This is a genomic window from Gracilibacillus thailandensis, from assembly GCF_010994055.1.
GTDB classification, from domain to species: domain Bacteria; phylum Bacillota; class Bacilli; order Bacillales; family Amphibacillaceae; genus Gracilibacillus; species Gracilibacillus lacisalsi.
Genome location: NZ_WJID01000069.1, coordinates 1 through 18,002 on the forward strand (window position 1 = coordinate 1; position 18,002 = coordinate 18,002).

Sequence of the window (18,002 nt, forward strand, 5' to 3'; positions counted from 1 at the left end):
TACCTATATCATACGAGCGAAGTGGGCAAGCCGCAGCGGGTGTTACACCTATTATTTAGGTCAAAACAACTAATTTACACAGGATCGGGTGGGCTTTCCCGGTTTTTTTCTTATGTTTTTCACCCCATTATTTCTGAACTTTTATGTTTCACTTTTAAAAGAGGCGAAGTAAATATAAATAATGTTACAAAGATAGCAATCCCAACCATAAAGACCTTTACAAGAAGTAAAGGTATCATAGTAAGCGTAAATATTACACTTGTCCAAACAACGGTAACAGCAAAAATCTTGATTCGAAGCGGCACACCTTTCCCGCTCTTATAATCTGCTATATAATGCCCGAAGTATGGATTTGTCATAAGCCAGTTGTACAAGCGAGGCGATGATTTACTATAACAAAAACCTGCTAATAGGACTAATGGCGTTGTAGGAAGTAATGGGGCAATAATACCTATTAACCCCATAATCAGACTGAGACTCCCCCCTACTATCCATATTGTCCTTTTGAAATTCCACATTTTACTCACTCCCATTTATAAAACTACTACAGGGATAGCAGACGCTAACACTCTGATAAGTTTCGCAAATCATTAACATAGTCTCGCTTAATCTCTTACATAGCGTTGATATTCTTCCTGTGTGTTGATATTGATAAAATATATCTCATCATCAGTAGAAAAATCGACGTATGTTACCGTTAATTTGCCTAACAATTGATGCATTGAACGCTTACCAACAATTAATTGTTGTTCCATCACATCAATAGTATCCAGTTTATATAGGGCGATTAACGGCTGGATTCTATTATTGATTCTTGGGACAATAGCATCAACACGATCATCTATATAACTGATTAATCTCTTTAAAATAAATGGTTTTAATAATGGTGTGTCGACTGGTAAGACGAGATACCAATTAGCAGCGTTATTATTCATGGCAGAATAAATCCCCGCTAGTGGCCCTTGTCCTTTAAATGGCTCTAGATCTTTGATGACATGAATGTTTTCCGTTTCTTCTTGCAAAGGTTGATTATCACCTACTACGAAATACGTGTTATCCACACAAGCTAACATCACGCTTAAGGCATTTTCATAGAAACTAATTCCCTGATAGGAAGCAAATGCTTTGTCCTTTTTAAATCTTGATGACTTACCTCCATTTAACACGATACCCATGATTTTTTCCACTTGTTTTACACCTCTCGTTCACCTTTTCACAAAAAGGTCAAAATTCTTTCACGAAATTGTTTTTCTTTTCTACGATTACTTGCTCGTAACCATGCTACAATAATAGTAAATAGTTTAACAAACGGATCTTACTATTACCTAGAAAATGGAGGGTATTACCATGCAAGCTGCACAACCATTAACGACCAGTCATCGCCGACACCATGATCAAATTTCTCAAGAGTTACGTCATTTACTGGAAGCAATCAGTCACACGAAAAAAATGAGAAAAGATACGTTTTTGTTTCAAGAAGGTATGGACGCACACGAAATTTTCATTCTAAAATCAGGCTTAATTCAGGTTGAAAAGTTAACTGCAGATGGTAAAGAATTAACATTACGCTTGTGTAAAGCGAATGATATGATTGGTGAATTAACACTATTTAGTGATGATGCCAAATATTTATTAAGTGCACGCGTGATTATCCCCGGTGAAGTACTAGTCATTAACCGAGAACAATTAGAAGAAGCTCTCGTTGATAATGGTAAATTAACGTTTGAATTTATGCGTTGGGTAAGCAATCATATGCGCATTTTCCAATCCAAGATTCGTGACCTGCTCCTTAACGGTAAGAAAGGAGCATTATACAGTACTTTAATTCGTTTAACCAACAGTTATGGTATCGAAACAAGTGAAGGTATTCTAATTGAAATGGCCTTAACCAATCAGCAACTTGCGAACTTCTGTGCTACGACGAGGGAAAGTGTTAACCGAATGCTCAGTGAACTAAGAAAACTCGATATCGTCGACGTGAAAAAAACCGGCCATATTGTCGTTAAAGATCTGCATTTTTTACGTGATGAAATTGGTTGTGAAAACTGCCCAATCGAAATTTGTAACATAGACTAAATGTTTACCTTCCTATGTTTTAAAGGAAGGTTTTTATTTTATCGAATTCAAAATCATGCCAGTTAGCTTCTACCTGATTAAAAATATACTCCGGATTTTCTTTGTACACATATTTCACATTTTCTACTGTTTCTAATATCGGATCCCTTTCTTGCTGTAACAGGACTACTTTTGGTAAAGGTAGATGCTTGTATCCTTCGATCATTACGACGTCGATACCAATCGCTTGATAGAATAGCAGCAGTTTTTCGAGTGAAAGTTTCTTTTTATCAGCAGTCATTAAAAGCTGATTCTCCCCGATTACCGTAGTCAACTTGGCACCACGGTTAAAATGCTGGTAACTGTCTGTCTCTTGTACTTGTTCTGGCTCTCCACCATGACCATGATGCTTGATGGTAGCGACATGATAATCTTTTTTCTTCAAATATTCAATCCACTGTGAAATAAAGGTTGTCTTTCCACTATTTTTATAACCGACCACTTGAACGACATACATCTTAACCACCGCTAACTGGAGGGATAATTGCCACAGTGTCACCAGATCGAATGATGTCATCCTCTAATGCATAGGCTTCATTAACGGCAACCATCGATGCTTCGATCTGACTCAAGTCGAATTGAGATTGCAATTGATGTTTGATTTCCTTGACGGTTATTTCTTTTATATCTAAAAGAACTTTATCTTTACCGACTTCTTCTTGTAACTGAGCAAATAAAAATACTTCAATCATGGTCCTCATCCTTTACATCTGGTTTACCTGTCCTGTATCGAACGTTTTCCAGTTGGTCTCCAATCCATGCTTCGCCCTCTTCCCATTGTTCCTTCTTCCAAATCGGAACTATTTGTTTAATTCGCTCAATCGCATATTCGTTCGCTTGGTATGCTGGTTTACGGTGAGGGGAAGAAACAGCAATCACTACGGCAATTTCTGAGATATCAAGGGAACCAATCCGGTGTGTAATTGCCACTTTTGTGTCTGACCATTTTTGGTTAATTTCTTTGCCGATCTGAGCAAGCATCTTCTCCGCCATCGGTTTATATGCTTGATATTCAAGATATACTGTCTTTTTTTCACCAGTGATTTCACGAACTGTACCAATAAAGGTAGTGATCGCTCCAGCATTACGATCTTCTACTTTTTCGATTAGTGATTCAACAGAAATAGGTTCTTCTACAATTTCAAACATCTTATTTCTCATGCTCATTCTCCTAACAAATGAATCGTTACTTGATCACCTTTTTTATACCCTTCTGTACCACCAGGTAATTGGATGAAACAGTTAGCCTTTGCCAAGCTGTGCACCATATTGGATTTATCTTTACCTGTAGGTTCTGCAACTAGCTGCCCATTTTTAACTTGGTAACGCCCTCTAACGAATCGATCAAATGGATTAGCTTTTGAGAAATCAGCAGCTAATATAGCTTGTTCCTGCTGCATTCCGATTGTTTCCTTCGCTAAATAGTGATCGATAATTGGTCTTACAAATAGTTCAAATCCCACATAACATGCTGAAGGATTTCCTGATAATCCATATAATAATCTATCATCGATAGCAGCAACGGTTGTGACACTGCCAGGTCGCATCGCCACTTTATTGAATAATACTTCAGCACCTATTTGATGATAAATCTCTGGAAGTAAATCATAATCACCTACAGATACTCCACCAGTTGTAACGACAAAATCAACTTCTTTCATCACTTCTGAAATTTTTTCCAAACTTTCCGATAAATCATCTGGTAATTGACCATAATACTTTGGTATTGCTCCAGCTCTTTCTAATTGTGCCATGATCATATATGCATTACTATTACGAATTTTCCCTTGTTCTAACGGCTGATCTACTTCTAATAGCTCACTTCCAGTAGCAATCACACCGATTACCGGTTTTTTTGTTACTGGCACTTGTGCATAACCAAAAGTTGCCAATAACGCTACTATTCCAGGATTTATCACGGTGCCTTTGTTCACTAATACTGATCCTTCTCCAACATCTTCGCCTTGAAATGAAATATTCTGCTGATGCTGAAGGGATTTCCTAACCGTTACATACGTTCTTCCATCTTGTTCAAAGGTTGTAGTATCTTCTAACATAATGACAGCATCCGCTCCGTCTGGAATAGGTGCACCTGTCATAATTCGAACGACTTGATTGTTTGCTACATGTTCATGATGGACACTACCAGCACCGATATGACCGACAACCTCCAAGATTTTCGGGTTATGCTCCGTTACTTCAGTTGTATCCGCTGAACGAAGTGCATAGCCATCATATGGAGAGCGGTCAAACGGCGGCACATCATGATCCGCTTTTAAATCGTCCGCTAATATACGTTGATGTGCGTTTGTTAATGGGATATATTCTGTTTCACCTTTTTTATAAAAGCCCGTCACTCTTTTAACAGCTTCTGAAACCGGGATTGGATTGCGTTCATTTAACATAAGTCATGCTCCTAACCTACAATCTGATAATATAGCTTTTTAGCGTCCTCTATCGAATTGGTACCATGGACAAAGGTACGGCCATCTTGGAAAAATACTAACCTTTTTTCATCGATATCAACAGAAACTAAAAAGGGATTTGCTTGGACTTCTCCATAACTAGCGAGCTTTGACTCGAGCATCTCGAGTGGATATTGTTTACCACGAATTTGCACCGTATCTCTGCCACATAAAACTTCAGTCTTTGTTCTACCATGATAAGATAAATGAGGATAAGTCGGTGCCTGACCACAACTGGTGCAATTGGTGCGTTTCGCACGACTGACGTCAATCGTTTGATAATGATTATTCCACAAATCAAAAATAATCAATTTACTATTTATTTTGTGCTTTGCATCGATTAAAAGCTTTAACGCCTCCGTTGTCTGATGTGTGACAACCATTTGTACTGCTGGTCCTATCACTCCGACTGCATCACAGGTTGCACCAAACATAGGAGTGACTTTTAATAAACAATCCAGACAAGGTGTTTGTCCAGGAATGATCGTAAATGTCATACCTGAACTGCCCACACATGCGCCAAAAATCCATGGTTTTCTATATTTATGTGCAAGATCATTGATTAGAAAACGTGTATCGAAATTATCCGTTGCATCGATCACAATATCTGCCTCTTCTACATAAAAAGCGAGATTCTCCGCCGTAGCATCGATCACAACAGGACGAATATCGATCTCACTATTGATTTTTTTTAATTTTGAAGCTGCAGCGATTGCTTTTGGAGTTTGTTGATGCACATCATCTTCGGTAAATAAATGTTGTCGCTGAAGGTTGGTCCATTCAACGTAATCGCGATCAATGATAGTGATGTTGCCTACTCCTGCCCGCGTTAGCATCTCCGCTGATGAGGAACCAAGTGCACCGCAGCCAACGATGAGAACATGATTCGACTGCAAGTGTGCTTGTCCCTCCTGACCAATTCCTTGAAAAAGCATTTGCCGATGATATCTGTTCATATCTGACATCCCATACAATCCTCTCTTTAACCACCAATATAAGACATTTCAATTTTCTTACGGTTTCTAGCAGATTCTTCTGTACGTTCATCTGAATAACGATCATCACGGTATTTCCAACGAGAAACTATCGTATCCCTTACTTCTTCATCTGTTGCTCCACCTCGTAAAATATCTTTCAGGTTCAAGCCCTCACCTGCAAATAAACAAGTAAAAAAGTGTCCATCTGCTGCTATTCTTGCTCTTGTACAAGAAGAACAGAATGATTCCGATACAGATGTGATAAATCCTACTTCTGTACTTGTTCCTTTATAACGGTAACGTTTTGCTACCTCACCAAAATAAGCAGGATCAACTGGTTCTAATTCAAACTGTTCTGAAAGTTGATCATACATTTCTTTTTTGGTGACAACATACTGAAAATCCCAGCCGTTTGTCTGTCCAACATCCATAAATTCAATAAACCGTAACGTTACACCAAGCTCTTTAAAAAACTTAGCCATCGGTATCACTTGATGGTCATTCATCCCTTTTTTTACTACCATGTTCACTTTTACACCTAATCCTGTTTCTTTGGCCTTAATTATACTGTCGATCACAGGCTGTGTACGTACTTTACTGTCATTGATCTGCATAAATGTGTCATCATCAATTGCATCTAGACTAACATTAACACGTTTTAACCCGGCTTTTTTAAGGTCTTCTGCCATCTTCCCTAGCAATACAGCATTCGTTGTCAGACCGATATCTTGCAAGCCTTGCAAATGAGATAATCGCTCAATTAACGTAGTAATATCACGTCTTAATAGTGGTTCTCCACCAGTTAAGCGAATCTTACGAACACCTAAGTTTAAAAAGACTTTTGTTAACCGCTCGATTTCTTCAAAGCTTAATAAGTGTTCTTTTGGTAAAAAGGTGAAATCTTTTCCGAAAATCTCTCGAGGCATACAATAGCGACAACGAAAATTGCAACGATCTGTCACAGAGATCCGCAAATCTTGTAGCGCTCGACCAAATTTATCTGTTATGACTGACTGTTGCATGATGAATCGCCCCGTTTCTAAAGTATTTATCTGTCTTTAGTAAAACATAATCGATTAGAAATCCTTGTGAGAAACATCACAACTATGTTTAAAAGAAAAAGCTTATTTCTCCTCTATTAGAAAACTACAACACTGCTCTCCCATAGCGAAACAACTATTCATTTTGACTTTTGCATTTGGTAATAACTCTCGTTAACCGTTTTTGCTTCTATTGTACCTTGGCATTCCGACGTTTTCAGATGTCTTCTAAGCGCTATACCTGAAATAGAAAAACGGCTTAGTAATTGGAGTACGGTCGTTGCTCACTCATTTTTTAATAACTCGACAAGCTTTTCCTTCACAGAGCCACCGTTACCCCTCCTCTTCTACCATTACTGATCATTTGTAAATGTATTTGCTACACCCATTTCCGTTGCCAAGTAGGTACGGATGTGCGTACTAAATTTCTTAAGTATGTCGATATTTTCATGTAATACAGTTTGCAATTGTTCATGTTCGATTTGTTTATAGTTCTGAACAAGCATTTTTCGTAATCCAATAATTGCTTCATACCCGCTAGTTTCTTTTTCTGGAATAACATTTTCATCGATCAAAATATGAATGATGTCCAGATAACTTCCTGGATCACGCATAATAAATCCGTCAATCATCATATTTCCGACGTCTAAGATACATTCTATTAATAGATGTGTTATTCGTTCTAATGCCAGATGTTCAATAGCTGATTCAAATTTATTATCTTTCACTAACGTTAAGGTTTGATCAAAATAATCCAATGTTTCGTTCATTTTTCTCATATCTACAAAATACACTACTAATCCCCCTACACTTCAAAACAACGTCTACCTTTATAATACCATATTATACAAGATGTCGTTAGTAGTAATTTCCGATTAATTTGGTTGCATTAATGCAAACGAATTTCAAAAAAAATGATTCAACTTTCCATAAAGTTCATACACTACAGTAAAAATACTCAAACTCAAAAGTATTAATAGACAAACTGCGATGTAATGAAAATTTCCGGAGTGAAGCTTTCTTCCATTCTTTATATAAGAAGTGTCGGGATACCGCTCCGGCAGAATACTCCGCTTTCCGTGCCCCCGGAAAGGGAGTATTTTTCCGCAGCGACGGTTACACACTCATTAACAAAAGAATGGTGGAAAGCAAATCTATGTCTAGGGTACTTCGCAGTTTATGGAAATGGTTTGCTAAATAATTTCATTGGCAGCTGTTTTTTGAATATTTTACAGTAATGGAAGAAATGGCTATAATCTGGAATAGGGAGTGATTGGATGAACGATGGAAAGTTAGATTTTATCAAAAATGAAACAGAACAAAGTACGACAAGGTTGGTTAGTTTTAAAGGCGATATGGAAAGGTTTGATCTGGCAGTTATATCTTCTCCTGCATTCGGTGATGATTGTCTTGTCATCGATCTTAATACGAATAAATACTCACGTATTAATCGAGAGAAGATTAAAGAAAGCAAATTTGTGGAACACGCCTTTCAATTCAATGAACTGGAAGCAGAGGATTTCCGATTATTTATCCAACCATTGTTGAATGAAAACTAACTCATTATTATGTGTTGATCCGGTCGAGGCCATTCAGATGGCTACGGTCAATGTTGCTCGGTATTTTCAAATCGATAAGCAGTATGGCAGCATATCCCCAGGGAAAATAGTTGATATCATTTTGTTGGACGATCTAACCAAAGTTGAATCGACAACAGTACGTACTTTTACTAAAGACAGGGATTCTCTTCCGGGGATACCTCCATCCCTTCCCTGGATATGCTTTGCTGTTCCGGGGATATACGCTTCTCTTCCCTGGATATAGCCGTTTATCCTCGGAAGAAAAGATCTTTTCCCTGGAAGAGAAGACTTTTTCCTTGGAACAGAACGGCCCTTCCGGGGATATCTATGTTACTTCACGTGATGGTATTGTTCTCTCCACTGCTGACCATGAGACGTTTGATGTGGCAGCATTAGTTTTCAATTTGTTTAACTATAAAAAATCGGCAACCGAAATTGCAATATTCGTATAAATAGTCCTCACAGGTGCTTATTTTAGTATCAAAAGATGCTTTGGGATTTTGATCATCATAAAATCCTTTGAGACGAAGTTGTTCATAACCCCAATCCCCTACAATAAAATCATATTTACTTAAAATGTCTGTATATCTTTCTTTAAACGCTTTTTCCTCAAATCCATTACGATAATCCTTGATTATCTCGTAACGATAACCTTGTACTTCAACCAATATATTTCACACCTTTTTTGCAATAAGAATTTAACAAAAGTTACTAGCATGAAATCAAAGTTTATAACCTAAACTAACGGTATCCACTTGAAAAATTAACTAAGGAGGCTATTTCCTTTGATTCAGCGTTACTTATTATTATCATTCACAAGTTTTTTTCTTCTTTCTACTATAGCACATGCAGAAGAAAATGTGGATATCGATCAAGAAAAAATCAGTTTATATAAGCAAATAGAAGCAGTCACCTTAATACCTTGGTATTATTTAGCAGCAATCAACCGTTATGAATCCAATATTCATGACGATCAATCAGATGAAGAGGACAATGCTTTAATCAAGATAAAAGTACCTGAACAAAAATGGTACGGATTTTCACCAACTCGTGAGCCTACCGAAGAAAGTCTACTCGAAATCTTTGGTGGTATCGGAAAAGATGGGGATGGAGATGGAATAGCTGATCACACCAATGACCATGATATTTTATATACTGTGGCCCATTACATTCAACAATATGGACATGCAGACCAAGATATTCGGACGGCACTTTGGAATTATTATCATCGTGAATTAACGGTTCTGTCTATTATGAATTATGCTCGCTTGTTTAAAACATATCAAAAAATCAGTCTGGACGAAACTGCTTTTCCAATACCTAAAGGTTACAACTATACTTACCATAATACATGGGGGGATGCTAGAGGATTCGGTGGCAGAAGAATCCATGAAGGTACCGATATATTTGCTAGTTATGGAACACCAGTAAGAGCTACTACTTTTGGTGTTGTCGAGCTTAAAGGCTGGAATAAATTTGGTGGCTGGCGTGTTGGTATTCGTGATATATACAATAGATACCATTACTACGCACATTTAAATGGATTTGCTGATGGGTTAGAAATAGGAGATATCGTAGAAGCAGGCCAAACAATTGGTTCTGTCGGCTCATCTGGTTATGGACCTCCAGGAACCTCTGGAAAATTTCCACCACATTTGCATTATGGTATGTACAAAGATAACGGAAAAACAGAATGGTCATTTGATCCCTATCCACATTTAAAGCGATGGGAAAGAAAAAATCCGTAAAGAAAATGATCACTTTACGGATTTTTTCTATATTAATGTTTGGATGCAGTTATTGCTTTTATTACACTGGCGATTAAGCCACCCCAAATAATTACCATACCAATTACTGCCATTGTAATTGCACTACCAGACATAAAGGCAACCTCCTTTAACGTTCAATTTATGCTTCGTTATCTTTACTTGGCCATTTTTTAATCGTTAATAGTGCACCAACGAACATTGCCCCAATCGCTACTACCCAACCAAAACTGAATAAGAAATCAATTGGATAATCCTCGTATGGACGAGATACTTCAGTTCTTAGGTTCTGTAGCATCATATATCCTAATACAAGTGGAGTGATTACCCCTAGACAAAGTCTCCACCATATACCAAGTTTAATGTCGGATACAGAATCTGCGTGATTTTGTAAATCTTTGAGTGAGCGTGCAAACCATGCGATCGCTACAACTTCAAATAGACCCGCTAAAGCAACACCATAGTTATTAATAAAGTAGTCTACCGTATCCAATAGGTTAAGTCCACCTTGGGTTGCATAAAAAAGCGAAATCAGTAAAGCAAGTCCTCCACCGAACAATACCGCTTTTCCTCGTGAAATGGAGAATTTCTCTTGTAAACCTGCAACATATGTTTCCGAAATTGAAATCATCGATGATAAACCTGCTAAGAACAAGGATGCAAAGAATAAGAATCCAAAAAATCCAGATGCAGGCATTTGACTAATAATTTCAGGGAATACCATAAAGGCTAATCCGACGCCACCTGCAACTACTTCAGATACTGCTGTATTCGATTGAACTGCCATAAACCCTAACACAGCAAATACCCCAATACCAGCTAATAATTCAAATGATGAATTCGCAAAACCTGTGATAAATGCATTGTTCGTAATATCAGATTTTTTTGGTAAATAAGATGAGTACGTAATCATAATGGCAAATGCGATCGATAAACTAAAGAAGATTTGACCATATGCTGCAACCCAAACCGATCCATCTGCAATACTTCCCCAGTCAGGTTTAAAGAAGGCATCTAAACCTTCCATTGCTCCTGGCAATGTAACCGCACGAATAACGATAATTAGAAATACGATAAATAATGTCGGAATAAAGATTCTATTTGCTAACTCAATACCTTTCTTCACACCACGACCTAGGAAGAATAACACAATTACCCAGATAATTAGTAAAGGAATCATGACTGCAGGAACGATCGAACCAAATGTTCCAGCATCAGCAAGGTTCAAAAAGTCTCCAACAAAGAATCCAGTTGGATCATCCCCCCACTGTGTTCCTAAAGAGAAATATGCATACATAACCGACCAAGCAATAATGATTGGATAGTAAGTAGAAATAACAAATGAAATAAGGACCTGCCACCAACCGATCCATTCCATCCCTTTACTAATTTTCGAAAAACTTCTTGGAGATGAACTTCGGTATTTGTGTCCAATCGTGTATTCCATAATAAGTAACGGAATACCTGCCGTTAATAAGGCAAACAAATACGGTACAAAAAAGGCACCTCCACCATTTTCAAATGCTGTGGCAGGAAAGCGCCAAATATTTCCTAACCCTACAGCAGAACCAATTGCTGCAAGAAGGAAGCCGAGACGAGTTCCCCACTGTGATCTGTTTTCCATTAACCTAACCCCTTCCTTTTTTTATAATTTATCAAGGTGCTAGTCGTCCATAAAACCTCCACTTTAGGTTTTGAGTCAATCAAAGCAGCTAAGTGGAGAATGAGGTGAGCTAACACCCTGATAAGCTTTACTAAATCTATTTTACTAATAGTTTTAATCTTTGAAATTATATCGAACTTCTGAATATTCTGTCAAAGGAAAAACTAGGAAAATTCTATTATTCTATATCTGGATCTATTGGAATAGAAAGATCAGATGACCCTTCTCCACCTTCATGATAATAATTTGGAACATCACCGGGATGAAATACCTTTGTTACCGGAATATCTTGAATCACCTTCGTTGGCTCTGAAGCAAAGGGGATCACGACCATCATTTCTACTTCTATATGAACATTGACGTGTATATATGCGCCATTTATACCAGTTTCAACAATTTCACTCGTTATTTCTGTCCCTACACTACCGATTACTTCCATATTTACCGGTACTTTTGGCCCGAGGTTAGCTATAACAGGAATTCCTAATGCTTGACCTAACGGTACTTCTACTAATAGGCCTTTTTCCCTTACATCATCAAGTAATTCTTGTTCTGATGGCTCCAAATCCAATTCCACTTCAAGAGGCACGCCTGTTTCAGGTCGCTCTCCTTTCTCCAATAGCTTAAGAAAATTTTCCACACGATATTGAACATTTCTTTGTACACGATTTTCTACGACTGCATTAAAAATATAATTTTCTACTCTTCCTTCGTCATCTAATTGTACTTCTATTAAATCCCCAGCTTCTAAATCCTCAGAAATCTTTTTGCTAACCGCTATTCCCATTGCTTGATTCGCAATCGCATCAACACGAACTTTTGCGTAATTCAGCAGTACTGGTTTAATTCCCTCGTTAACGATTAGAATACTTGCAATCATCACGAGAACAAAAATGAAAAATGAAATAAAAACGATTTGATTAGCTGGAGGTGAACCTATTTTTCGTCTACTCCACTTTTTTCTTCGCATAATAAATCCCCCCAATCTATTCATATGATTGCGGGGATTTATTTAGATATAATTAGAGAAATTTTTATCTGCTTGTAATAAATTGATCGGTATTTACAATCAGGACATCCAATACCTTTGTTAAATCTAAGTCATACGGTTTTACTTTGGAGCCATTTTCTTTCAGCACTCGAACTACTGGACGATCAAACATTTGTGAATTTTGGCGAGCAACGACCCCTTCTCTGCCATCACTTAAATAAACGGTTAAGCCATTTGGATAAAGAGCAATCGTCTTCTTAAATGCTTCTACTAGGTGTATGTCGAATTGCGTCCCAGCACCGCCATATAATATTTCTAATCCTTCATGTGGTAACATCGCATCCCTATAAGTTCGATTACTTGTCACCGCATCAAAAACATCCGCTACCCCTATAATTCTGGCAAATGGATGAATATCATCTTCTTTAATGCCGCGCGGATAACCCGTTCCATCTAATCGTTCATGATGCTGATAGGCACAGTGGGCAACCAATAGTGGAATATTATGAGCTTTTCGTAACAAATCAAAACCATATTCTGTATGTGCTTGAACAATTTTAAATTCCATATTCGTGAGCTTTCCAGGCTTATTTAAGACTTCCTCTGGTATAACGATCTTACCAATATCATGTAAAACGGCACCTAATCCTAATTGTTCCATATCTTTATTTTTTAAGTTCAATTCCTGTGCTAATGCAAGTGTATACATACTCACATTTAGGGAATGAGTATAGACATAATCATCAATAATTAATAAGTCGGATAAATAATGAATAACTTCCTCATTTTCACTTAATTCTTTTGCAATTTCTTTGACTAGTTGATCTAATTTAAAAGCAGCTTTATCTAACAAATAATTATTTTTCGTCAAATCTTCAAATTTTAACGACCGGAATGTCTCTTTTATTTTTTGAATTGCTTCGACTCTTTGCTGATCAGGAATAGGAGGATGAACCATAATATCTTCCGTATCCTCATCACGAGTAAAAACATAGGTGACTCCTGAATTTTTCAGTCGATCTATCATCGATTCAGTTAATTGCATATTTTTTTGTAGTAAAATCCGACCATGCGCATCATATATCGGTTTTGCTAATTCAATGCCTGGTCGAATAAGTTTGGTTGGAACTAATCTCATTTTCAAACTCCCATTTGCCATTTTGGTAAAATTTTATCAGATAATGTCGATATATTCTACTATTTTCATTACTACTTTATAAATAATTTCCACTAACTAAGCAAATAGTCACTTACTTGTTGGATATTTTTAGTAATGCTTCTTCTATCGGCATCCCTTCTTTCCAACCATGATTTTTGGAATGGTTGGTCACTTTATCCAACTTAGCGTGCTGCAATTCTTCTATCGTCTTCACACCGGTAGCTCTCCCTGCAACAATGGGACGGTCAGTTAAACGGTCATTTAATAAATCTACATCTAGTGCTCCACACATGACATATCCTACTTCATTCGCAATCACCAACAAATTCGTATATGGCAGCTTAACCGAAATAGCTGTAAACGGATGATCCTTGATAAATATTGGTTTCACTTCCATCATAAAAAACACACTCCTCTCCATATAAAATATGAAGGGAGTGTATAATTGTTCCTATAATGATGACCTTAAAGCATCTGCTAATAAATCTCTCATAAATTCCGGCAAATAAAACTTCTTTGTCGTAGACCTTGCAATTTCTGGGAACATCCTTCCAAATGTAAACATATCTGCAGTCGCAAACGTATAAACCTTATCATTCTCAATTTCATGCCCATTAAGATGAACATGCTGAACATGTTCTATTCCAGCTTCATCTATCTCTGTATCAATATCAATACCACTAAAAACAAATTTACCTAACACTTTGCCTCGGAAGCCAAAACCCTTTAGTTCAAAATGCATCAATGCCTCATCATATGCACCACGCACAACCTCCAATACTTCAATTCCTCTTAGCTTGACTGTACAAGGATTAATAGGATGAGGACAGATCCGATGTACATCACCATAGGTTACATAGCCTTCTGCGATATTTTCTAACAGTAAGCCTGCATTTAACATACTTATATCGGCATTCGTCCAGTCTTTTAGTTTAGCCGTTAACAATTCAATTATAGGTGTCTGTTCAAACCAATCTACAGTTAGACTGTTTTCTATATACGTCACTGGCTTATTTAATAGTTCCTGAGCAGCATCATTCAGTTTTGCAAGTCTATGAACAGTATCTTGATCCTGACTAAGATATTCCGTTTCCACTGTGTAGGCCTGTTTATCCACTATTTTATTTAAACGGTGGTCCCAATCTATATGTACTTCTCCAATATATTTGCCATGTTTACCTGCAGCAGTTAATAATACATTATTAACCTCTTCGCCATTTTTTAAGATGTGATGGGTATGACCGCCAATAATAAGATCAATCTCTGGATATTGTTCGGCAATTAATTGGTCTTCCGTGAACCCAAGGTGCGAAAGTAAGATCAGTATGTCTGCCTCTTCTCTCAATTCCTTTATTTCGCGTGCTAAATAATCGTAAGGTGATTCAACATGCCACCCCAGAGGATGGTAAAAGGCATTAAATGGGGCAGTCAACCCGAATAATTTGATCGTTAAATTCTCCTTCGATTTTATCGTAATACTATTTTGTAACCACGCTGGTTTCTCTTTATTTACAGCAATCAAATTACCACAAGTAACTTGAAAATTTGCCCGATCATACAAATGATACAAATGTTCATGCTCTAGCGTAATCCCTTCATTATTTCCAATCGTTGCAATATCAAAGCCAGCTGCATTCAATAATTCGACATTTGCTTTGCCATTGTAAGCTTCTGCAATTGGATGGAAACGATCCACATGGTCGCCAATATCAATTCTCCAACTTTGCTCATCAGCTTGAGCATGGTGTTTTTTCTTTTTGTTAAAATAATCAACAATGTTTGGCCATTGGTCAAAGTGACTATGTAAATCATTACAATAATAAAAATGGATATGTTCGATCATGAAGACTAACCCTCCCTAAAACAAACCTTGCCAAATCAGTCGTAATCCAATCAATAATACAACCGCTCTTAATAAATACTCCACAGCTTTACTAGAAAGTTGCTGATTAATTTTCGCACCTAAAATCCCCCCAAACCAGGCACCTGGTACAAAAGCCCATACATAGATCCATTCTATATGACCTAACGCAATGTGTGTACCAGAACTTACAATACTAAGCGCTAAGATCATAAACATGGAAGTAGCTGTAGCGATATGCGGTGGGAAACGGAACAAAATAATCATGGCAGGAACCATTAAAGATCCTCCACCGATTCCGAAAAAACCAGATAACATCCCTACTGTAAAAGCAATTGCAACGGCAATAAACGGAGAAAAAGAATAGCGGTATACGGCATCCCCTATTTTCACCTCACGAACAACCTTTTGTGAAGTGGCTAAATTTATGTCGTCTTTCATCTGGTTTGGTGCTTTCTTAAATAAGAACATGGTAAAGATTAATAACATAAATATACCTAAAAATAACGAAAACATATCGGTATCCACAAATTGATTCAACCATGCCCCTAACACACCACCAGGCAAACTACCTGCAATAAAATATAAGCCGCTTTTATAGTCTATTCGTTCACTCTTCGCATAAGCATAAGTGGATGACATAGCAGTAAATATCATAATAATCAAGGATATACCGACAATTGTACTTGCATTCGCCCAATCAAATAAAGGGGTTGTAGAATGAAGGATAAGTAAAATAGGTACCAGAATGACTCCTCCGCCAAACCCTACAATACTTCCTAACATCGCTGATAATAACCCAATTAATAAACAAATAAAAATAACCAAATGTATCCCTACTATCTCATTGTCTTTGTTGTTTTCTAAACGTACTCTTTTTAATTATAAAGGTAATAAAGAAATTTATCCAATCGAGTATTTTGTATATTATATATAGTGGTTCGCTTTTCTAGTGATTTCTATAATTCAAAAAAAAAGGAATTTATTACCTTCTAAACTTATGATACACTGTAATACGGATTCTAGTAGTGGAAAAAGAAATAGTTAGAAAAGGGGGAAGCTCTTATGAAATATAGTATAACCATTCATCTTCTTATCTCTGCAAGTCTGCTGCTAATTCTTTTTGCACAAGACTTGCAAAATTGGGGCGACTTCTCGTCTATTAGGCAATGGTTAACGGGATTTGCCATTATTGTCTGGTTAATGCACTTGTTTACCATTCTATATTTAACTATAAGAAACAAGAAAGAGAGGATATAAGAAGTCCTTATAAACAAATAACAGCATAAACTTTTTGAAGATTATCTACTTAGAACAAGGAGGACATAATGATGGAACTATCAAGTAAAGCAACAGGAAATATGTTAAAAGGGTTGTTAACTATAGGAGTTGTACTTAGCACTACTTTAGTATTTACAACCTTTTTTGATATTTATTATTATGATTTGTATCAATCATTTATATCCGAAATAGATCTAGTCATTTCTATGATTTATTTGGTTTTATGGCTAATAACTGTCGTTTTTTATTTAGTTTGGATTCATAAGGTTCATCAAGATTTAAAAATGTTTCATTCCCAATACCCGATAACACCAGGTGGTGCTCTCGCTAGAATTTTAATTCCCTTTTACAATATATATGGACTATGGAATGTATTCTCCACCATGAGGAACTATTTCAAAGAATATAGCAGCACACTCAAATTTGCTCAAATAATGACGACATTAATTCCTTTCTATTACATATTGCACTGGGCAACAAATGTTTTAAATCAATTAGTTTCTAGAAACCAGATCATCAATAACCATGTTATCTTTTCGTCATATGTACTTGATACAGTATTAGTAGTTATATATTTATTCATGACAAAATATATATTGGAATCGTTACAGAGCATCAGCAAAGAAATATCATCTGACAATAAATCGCAAACAGAAGCAACAACAGAAATAAAATAAAAAATTGGATTTTACTTGGCAGTATTCATTGTAATACTGCCTTTTTTATCGGTTATGGACATGACGATGCTAAATTCATTGTAAAACTCGTTTTTTCCCACACTGTAGTATAAGCTAGGTTAAATTTACGAGTTGAACCTAAATTACAGAAAAACAGGTTGAAGTCTATACCAATATTCAACTCCTTCATAGATTATTATTGTTAATGAAATCTATCCAAAGAGGAGTGCAGTATTATGGGAAAAAAAGCAGAGCGCAACAATGATGTTGGCGGTGTAATCAGTAATGGAAATGGCTGTGTCTGTGATGTCGTCCGTGCAATTGCTGATGCACAAGATAACGTTGTAGAAATTGGATGTGATGTAAGCTGTGCACGATCTATTCAAAATTTGGTATCACCAGTAAATGGAAACGGCTTAGATACAGT

At 36.8% G+C, this 18,002-nt stretch carries 24 protein-coding genes; 7 read left to right on the forward strand and 17 right to left on the reverse strand.

Annotated elements, in window-relative coordinates; translation table 11 throughout:
* Positions 1 to 119 precede the first annotated feature (119 nt).
* Both GH715_RS17655 and mobA read right to left on the reverse strand, forming a co-directional pair.
* Complete coding sequence (locus tag GH715_RS17655) at positions 120 to 533, reverse strand: YbaN family protein (RefSeq protein ID WP_276208128.1); 414 nt, start codon at positions 531 to 533, stop codon at positions 120 to 122.
* A 72-nt stretch (positions 534 to 605) separates the two neighbouring features.
* Complete coding sequence (gene mobA / locus GH715_RS17660; protein WP_153836554.1) at positions 606 to 1,187, reverse strand: molybdenum cofactor guanylyltransferase; 582 nt, start codon at positions 1,185 to 1,187, stop codon at positions 606 to 608.
* A gap of 160 nt (positions 1,188 to 1,347) precedes the next feature.
* On the opposite strand from mobA, the gene GH715_RS17665 reads away from it, so the two are divergent.
* On the forward strand, positions 1,348 to 2,076 hold the full coding sequence (locus GH715_RS17665) for a Crp/Fnr family transcriptional regulator (RefSeq protein WP_153836553.1): 729 nt from the start codon (positions 1,348 to 1,350) through the stop codon (positions 2,074 to 2,076).
* A gap of 19 nt (positions 2,077 to 2,095) precedes the next feature.
* Here GH715_RS17665 and mobB read toward each other — a convergent pair whose 3' ends face one another.
* From mobB to GH715_RS17700, 7 genes are all read right to left on the reverse strand, one after another.
* Complete coding sequence (gene mobB / locus GH715_RS17670) at positions 2,096 to 2,572, reverse strand: molybdopterin-guanine dinucleotide biosynthesis protein B (protein WP_163578743.1); 477 nt, start codon at positions 2,570 to 2,572, stop codon at positions 2,096 to 2,098.
* A 1-nt stretch (position 2,573) separates the two neighbouring features.
* A complete protein-coding gene (moaD, locus tag GH715_RS17675; RefSeq protein WP_153836551.1) occupies positions 2,574 to 2,807 on the reverse strand; it encodes a molybdopterin converting factor subunit 1 in 234 nt (77 codons plus the stop codon).
* Positions 2,800 to 3,276, reverse strand: coding sequence for a molybdenum cofactor biosynthesis protein MoaE (locus tag GH715_RS17680; RefSeq protein WP_153836550.1), 477 nt, complete (start codon positions 3,274 to 3,276; stop codon positions 2,800 to 2,802). The genes moaD and GH715_RS17680 overlap by 8 nt, the downstream gene beginning before the upstream one ends.
* Before the next feature lie 2 nt (positions 3,277 to 3,278).
* Positions 3,279 to 4,520, reverse strand: coding sequence for a molybdopterin molybdotransferase MoeA (locus GH715_RS17685; RefSeq protein ID WP_153836549.1), 1,242 nt, complete (start codon positions 4,518 to 4,520; stop codon positions 3,279 to 3,281).
* 11 nt (positions 4,521 to 4,531) lie between these two features.
* Entirely contained in the window at positions 4,532 to 5,545 is a 1,014-nt protein-coding gene (locus GH715_RS17690; protein ID WP_153836548.1) for a ThiF family adenylyltransferase, read from the reverse strand.
* Between the two features lie 17 nt (positions 5,546 to 5,562).
* Positions 5,563 to 6,582 carry a GTP 3',8-cyclase MoaA gene (gene moaA, locus GH715_RS17695; protein ID WP_390308481.1) on the reverse strand — a complete coding sequence of 340 codons (1,020 nt, stop codon included), beginning with the start codon at positions 6,580 to 6,582 and terminating at the stop codon, positions 5,563 to 5,565.
* Positions 6,583 to 6,950: 368 nt separating this feature from the next.
* Entirely contained in the window at positions 6,951 to 7,391 is a 441-nt protein-coding gene (locus GH715_RS17700) for a DUF86 domain-containing protein (RefSeq protein WP_163578744.1), read from the reverse strand.
* 483 nt (positions 7,392 to 7,874) lie between these two features.
* Here GH715_RS17700 and GH715_RS17705 point away from each other — a divergent pair, with 483 nt between their 5' ends.
* Both GH715_RS17705 and GH715_RS21650 read left to right on the forward strand, forming a co-directional pair.
* A complete protein-coding gene (locus GH715_RS17705; protein ID WP_153836546.1) occupies positions 7,875 to 8,156 on the forward strand; it encodes an SAV0927 family protein in 282 nt (93 codons plus the stop codon).
* Positions 8,146 to 8,421 (forward strand): amidohydrolase family protein, encoded by a 276-nt coding sequence (locus GH715_RS21650; protein ID WP_228760342.1) that lies wholly within the window; start codon positions 8,146 to 8,148, stop codon positions 8,419 to 8,421. The genes GH715_RS17705 and GH715_RS21650 overlap by 11 nt, the downstream gene beginning before the upstream one ends.
* A 148-nt stretch (positions 8,422 to 8,569) precedes the next feature.
* On the opposite strand, the gene GH715_RS17715 is transcribed toward GH715_RS21650, so the two are convergent.
* Positions 8,570 to 8,845 carry a YutD family protein gene (locus tag GH715_RS17715; protein ID WP_153836545.1) on the reverse strand — a complete coding sequence of 92 codons (276 nt, stop codon included), beginning with the start codon at positions 8,843 to 8,845 and terminating at the stop codon, positions 8,570 to 8,572.
* A gap of 117 nt (positions 8,846 to 8,962) precedes the next feature.
* On the opposite strand from GH715_RS17715, the gene GH715_RS17720 reads away from it, so the two are divergent.
* On the forward strand, positions 8,963 to 9,925 hold the full coding sequence (locus GH715_RS17720; RefSeq protein ID WP_153836544.1) for a M23 family metallopeptidase: 963 nt from the start codon (positions 8,963 to 8,965) through the stop codon (positions 9,923 to 9,925).
* Between the two features lie 32 nt (positions 9,926 to 9,957).
* Here GH715_RS17720 and GH715_RS17725 read toward each other — a convergent pair whose 3' ends face one another.
* The 7 genes from GH715_RS17725 to GH715_RS17755 form a co-directional block, all read right to left on the reverse strand.
* Positions 9,958 to 10,059: a methionine/alanine import family NSS transporter small subunit gene (locus GH715_RS17725; protein ID WP_153836543.1), complete on the reverse strand. Its 102-nt coding sequence runs from the start codon at positions 10,057 to 10,059 to the stop codon at positions 9,958 to 9,960.
* Between the two features lie 26 nt (positions 10,060 to 10,085).
* Positions 10,086 to 11,567 (reverse strand): sodium-dependent transporter, encoded by a 1,482-nt coding sequence (locus GH715_RS17730; protein ID WP_153836542.1) that lies wholly within the window; start codon positions 11,565 to 11,567, stop codon positions 10,086 to 10,088.
* A gap of 217 nt (positions 11,568 to 11,784) precedes the next feature.
* Positions 11,785 to 12,576 carry a sporulation protein YunB gene (gene yunB, locus GH715_RS17735; protein ID WP_153836541.1) on the reverse strand — a complete coding sequence of 264 codons (792 nt, stop codon included), beginning with the start codon at positions 12,574 to 12,576 and terminating at the stop codon, positions 11,785 to 11,787.
* 64 nt (positions 12,577 to 12,640) lie between these two features.
* Positions 12,641 to 13,735, reverse strand: a complete 1,095-nt coding sequence (locus GH715_RS17740) for an HD-GYP domain-containing protein (protein WP_153836540.1) — start codon at positions 13,733 to 13,735, stop codon at positions 12,641 to 12,643.
* Between the two features lie 112 nt (positions 13,736 to 13,847).
* Complete coding sequence (locus GH715_RS17745; protein WP_153836539.1) at positions 13,848 to 14,156, reverse strand: YunC family protein; 309 nt, start codon at positions 14,154 to 14,156, stop codon at positions 13,848 to 13,850.
* 51 nt (positions 14,157 to 14,207) lie between these two features.
* Positions 14,208 to 15,599 carry a bifunctional metallophosphatase/5'-nucleotidase gene (locus GH715_RS17750; RefSeq protein ID WP_153836538.1) on the reverse strand — a complete coding sequence of 464 codons (1,392 nt, stop codon included), beginning with the start codon at positions 15,597 to 15,599 and terminating at the stop codon, positions 14,208 to 14,210.
* 15 nt (positions 15,600 to 15,614) lie between these two features.
* Positions 15,615 to 16,445, reverse strand: a complete 831-nt coding sequence (locus GH715_RS17755; RefSeq protein WP_153836537.1) for a sulfite exporter TauE/SafE family protein — start codon at positions 16,443 to 16,445, stop codon at positions 15,615 to 15,617.
* Between the two features lie 237 nt (positions 16,446 to 16,682).
* On the opposite strand from GH715_RS17755, the gene GH715_RS17760 reads away from it, so the two are divergent.
* From GH715_RS17760 to GH715_RS17770, 3 genes are all read left to right on the forward strand, one after another.
* Positions 16,683 to 16,877: a hypothetical protein gene (locus tag GH715_RS17760; protein ID WP_153836536.1), complete on the forward strand. Its 195-nt coding sequence runs from the start codon at positions 16,683 to 16,685 to the stop codon at positions 16,875 to 16,877.
* A 71-nt stretch (positions 16,878 to 16,948) separates the two neighbouring features.
* Positions 16,949 to 17,575, forward strand: a complete 627-nt coding sequence (locus GH715_RS17765; RefSeq protein ID WP_153836535.1) for a hypothetical protein — start codon at positions 16,949 to 16,951, stop codon at positions 17,573 to 17,575.
* Positions 17,576 to 17,811: 236 nt separating this feature from the next.
* Positions 17,812 to 18,002, forward strand: a 191-nt coding sequence (locus tag GH715_RS17770) for a CotY/CotZ family spore coat protein (protein ID WP_276208129.1), incomplete at its 3' end; no start/stop codon positions are given.

What these genes read in the sequence shown, in the direction of transcription:
- GH715_RS17685 (WP_153836549.1), bottom strand. Translation starts at nt 4,520, where the DNA reads ATGTTAAATGAACGCAATCCAATCCCGGTTTCAGAAGCTGTTAAAAGA.
- GH715_RS17740 (WP_153836540.1), bottom strand. Translation starts at nt 13,735, where the DNA reads ATGAGATTAGTTCCAACCAAACTTATTCGACCAGGCATTGAATTAGCA.
- GH715_RS17680 (WP_153836550.1), bottom strand. Translation starts at nt 3,276, where the DNA reads ATGAGAAATAAGATGTTTGAAATTGTAGAAGAACCTATTTCTGTTGAA.
- GH715_RS17690 (WP_153836548.1), bottom strand. Translation starts at nt 5,545, where the DNA reads ATGTCAGATATGAACAGATATCATCGGCAAATGCTTTTTCAAGGAATT.
- GH715_RS17725 (WP_153836543.1), bottom strand. Translation starts at nt 10,059, where the DNA reads ATGTCTGGTAGTGCAATTACAATGGCAGTAATTGGTATGGTAATTATT.
- GH715_RS17665 (WP_153836553.1), top strand. Translation starts at nt 1,348, where the DNA reads ATGCAAGCTGCACAACCATTAACGACCAGTCATCGCCGACACCATGAT.
- GH715_RS17705 (WP_153836546.1), top strand. Translation starts at nt 7,875, where the DNA reads ATGAACGATGGAAAGTTAGATTTTATCAAAAATGAAACAGAACAAAGT.
- mobB (WP_163578743.1), bottom strand. Translation starts at nt 2,572, where the DNA reads ATGTATGTCGTTCAAGTGGTCGGTTATAAAAATAGTGGAAAGACAACC.
- GH715_RS17655 (WP_276208128.1), bottom strand. Translation starts at nt 533, where the DNA reads ATGGGAGTGAGTAAAATGTGGAATTTCAAAAGGACAATATGGATAGTA.
- GH715_RS17760 (WP_153836536.1), top strand. Translation starts at nt 16,683, where the DNA reads ATGAAATATAGTATAACCATTCATCTTCTTATCTCTGCAAGTCTGCTG.
- GH715_RS21650 (WP_228760342.1), top strand. Translation starts at nt 8,146, where the DNA reads ATGAAAACTAACTCATTATTATGTGTTGATCCGGTCGAGGCCATTCAG.
- yunB (WP_153836541.1), bottom strand. Translation starts at nt 12,576, where the DNA reads ATGCGAAGAAAAAAGTGGAGTAGACGAAAAATAGGTTCACCTCCAGCT.
- GH715_RS17745 (WP_153836539.1), bottom strand. Translation starts at nt 14,156, where the DNA reads ATGATGGAAGTGAAACCAATATTTATCAAGGATCATCCGTTTACAGCT.
- GH715_RS17765 (WP_153836535.1), top strand. Translation starts at nt 16,949, where the DNA reads ATGGAACTATCAAGTAAAGCAACAGGAAATATGTTAAAAGGGTTGTTA.
- moaD (WP_153836551.1), bottom strand. Translation starts at nt 2,807, where the DNA reads ATGATTGAAGTATTTTTATTTGCTCAGTTACAAGAAGAAGTCGGTAAA.
- GH715_RS17730 (WP_153836542.1), bottom strand. Translation starts at nt 11,567, where the DNA reads ATGGAAAACAGATCACAGTGGGGAACTCGTCTCGGCTTCCTTCTTGCA.
- GH715_RS17750 (WP_153836538.1), bottom strand. Translation starts at nt 15,599, where the DNA reads ATGATCGAACATATCCATTTTTATTATTGTAATGATTTACATAGTCAC.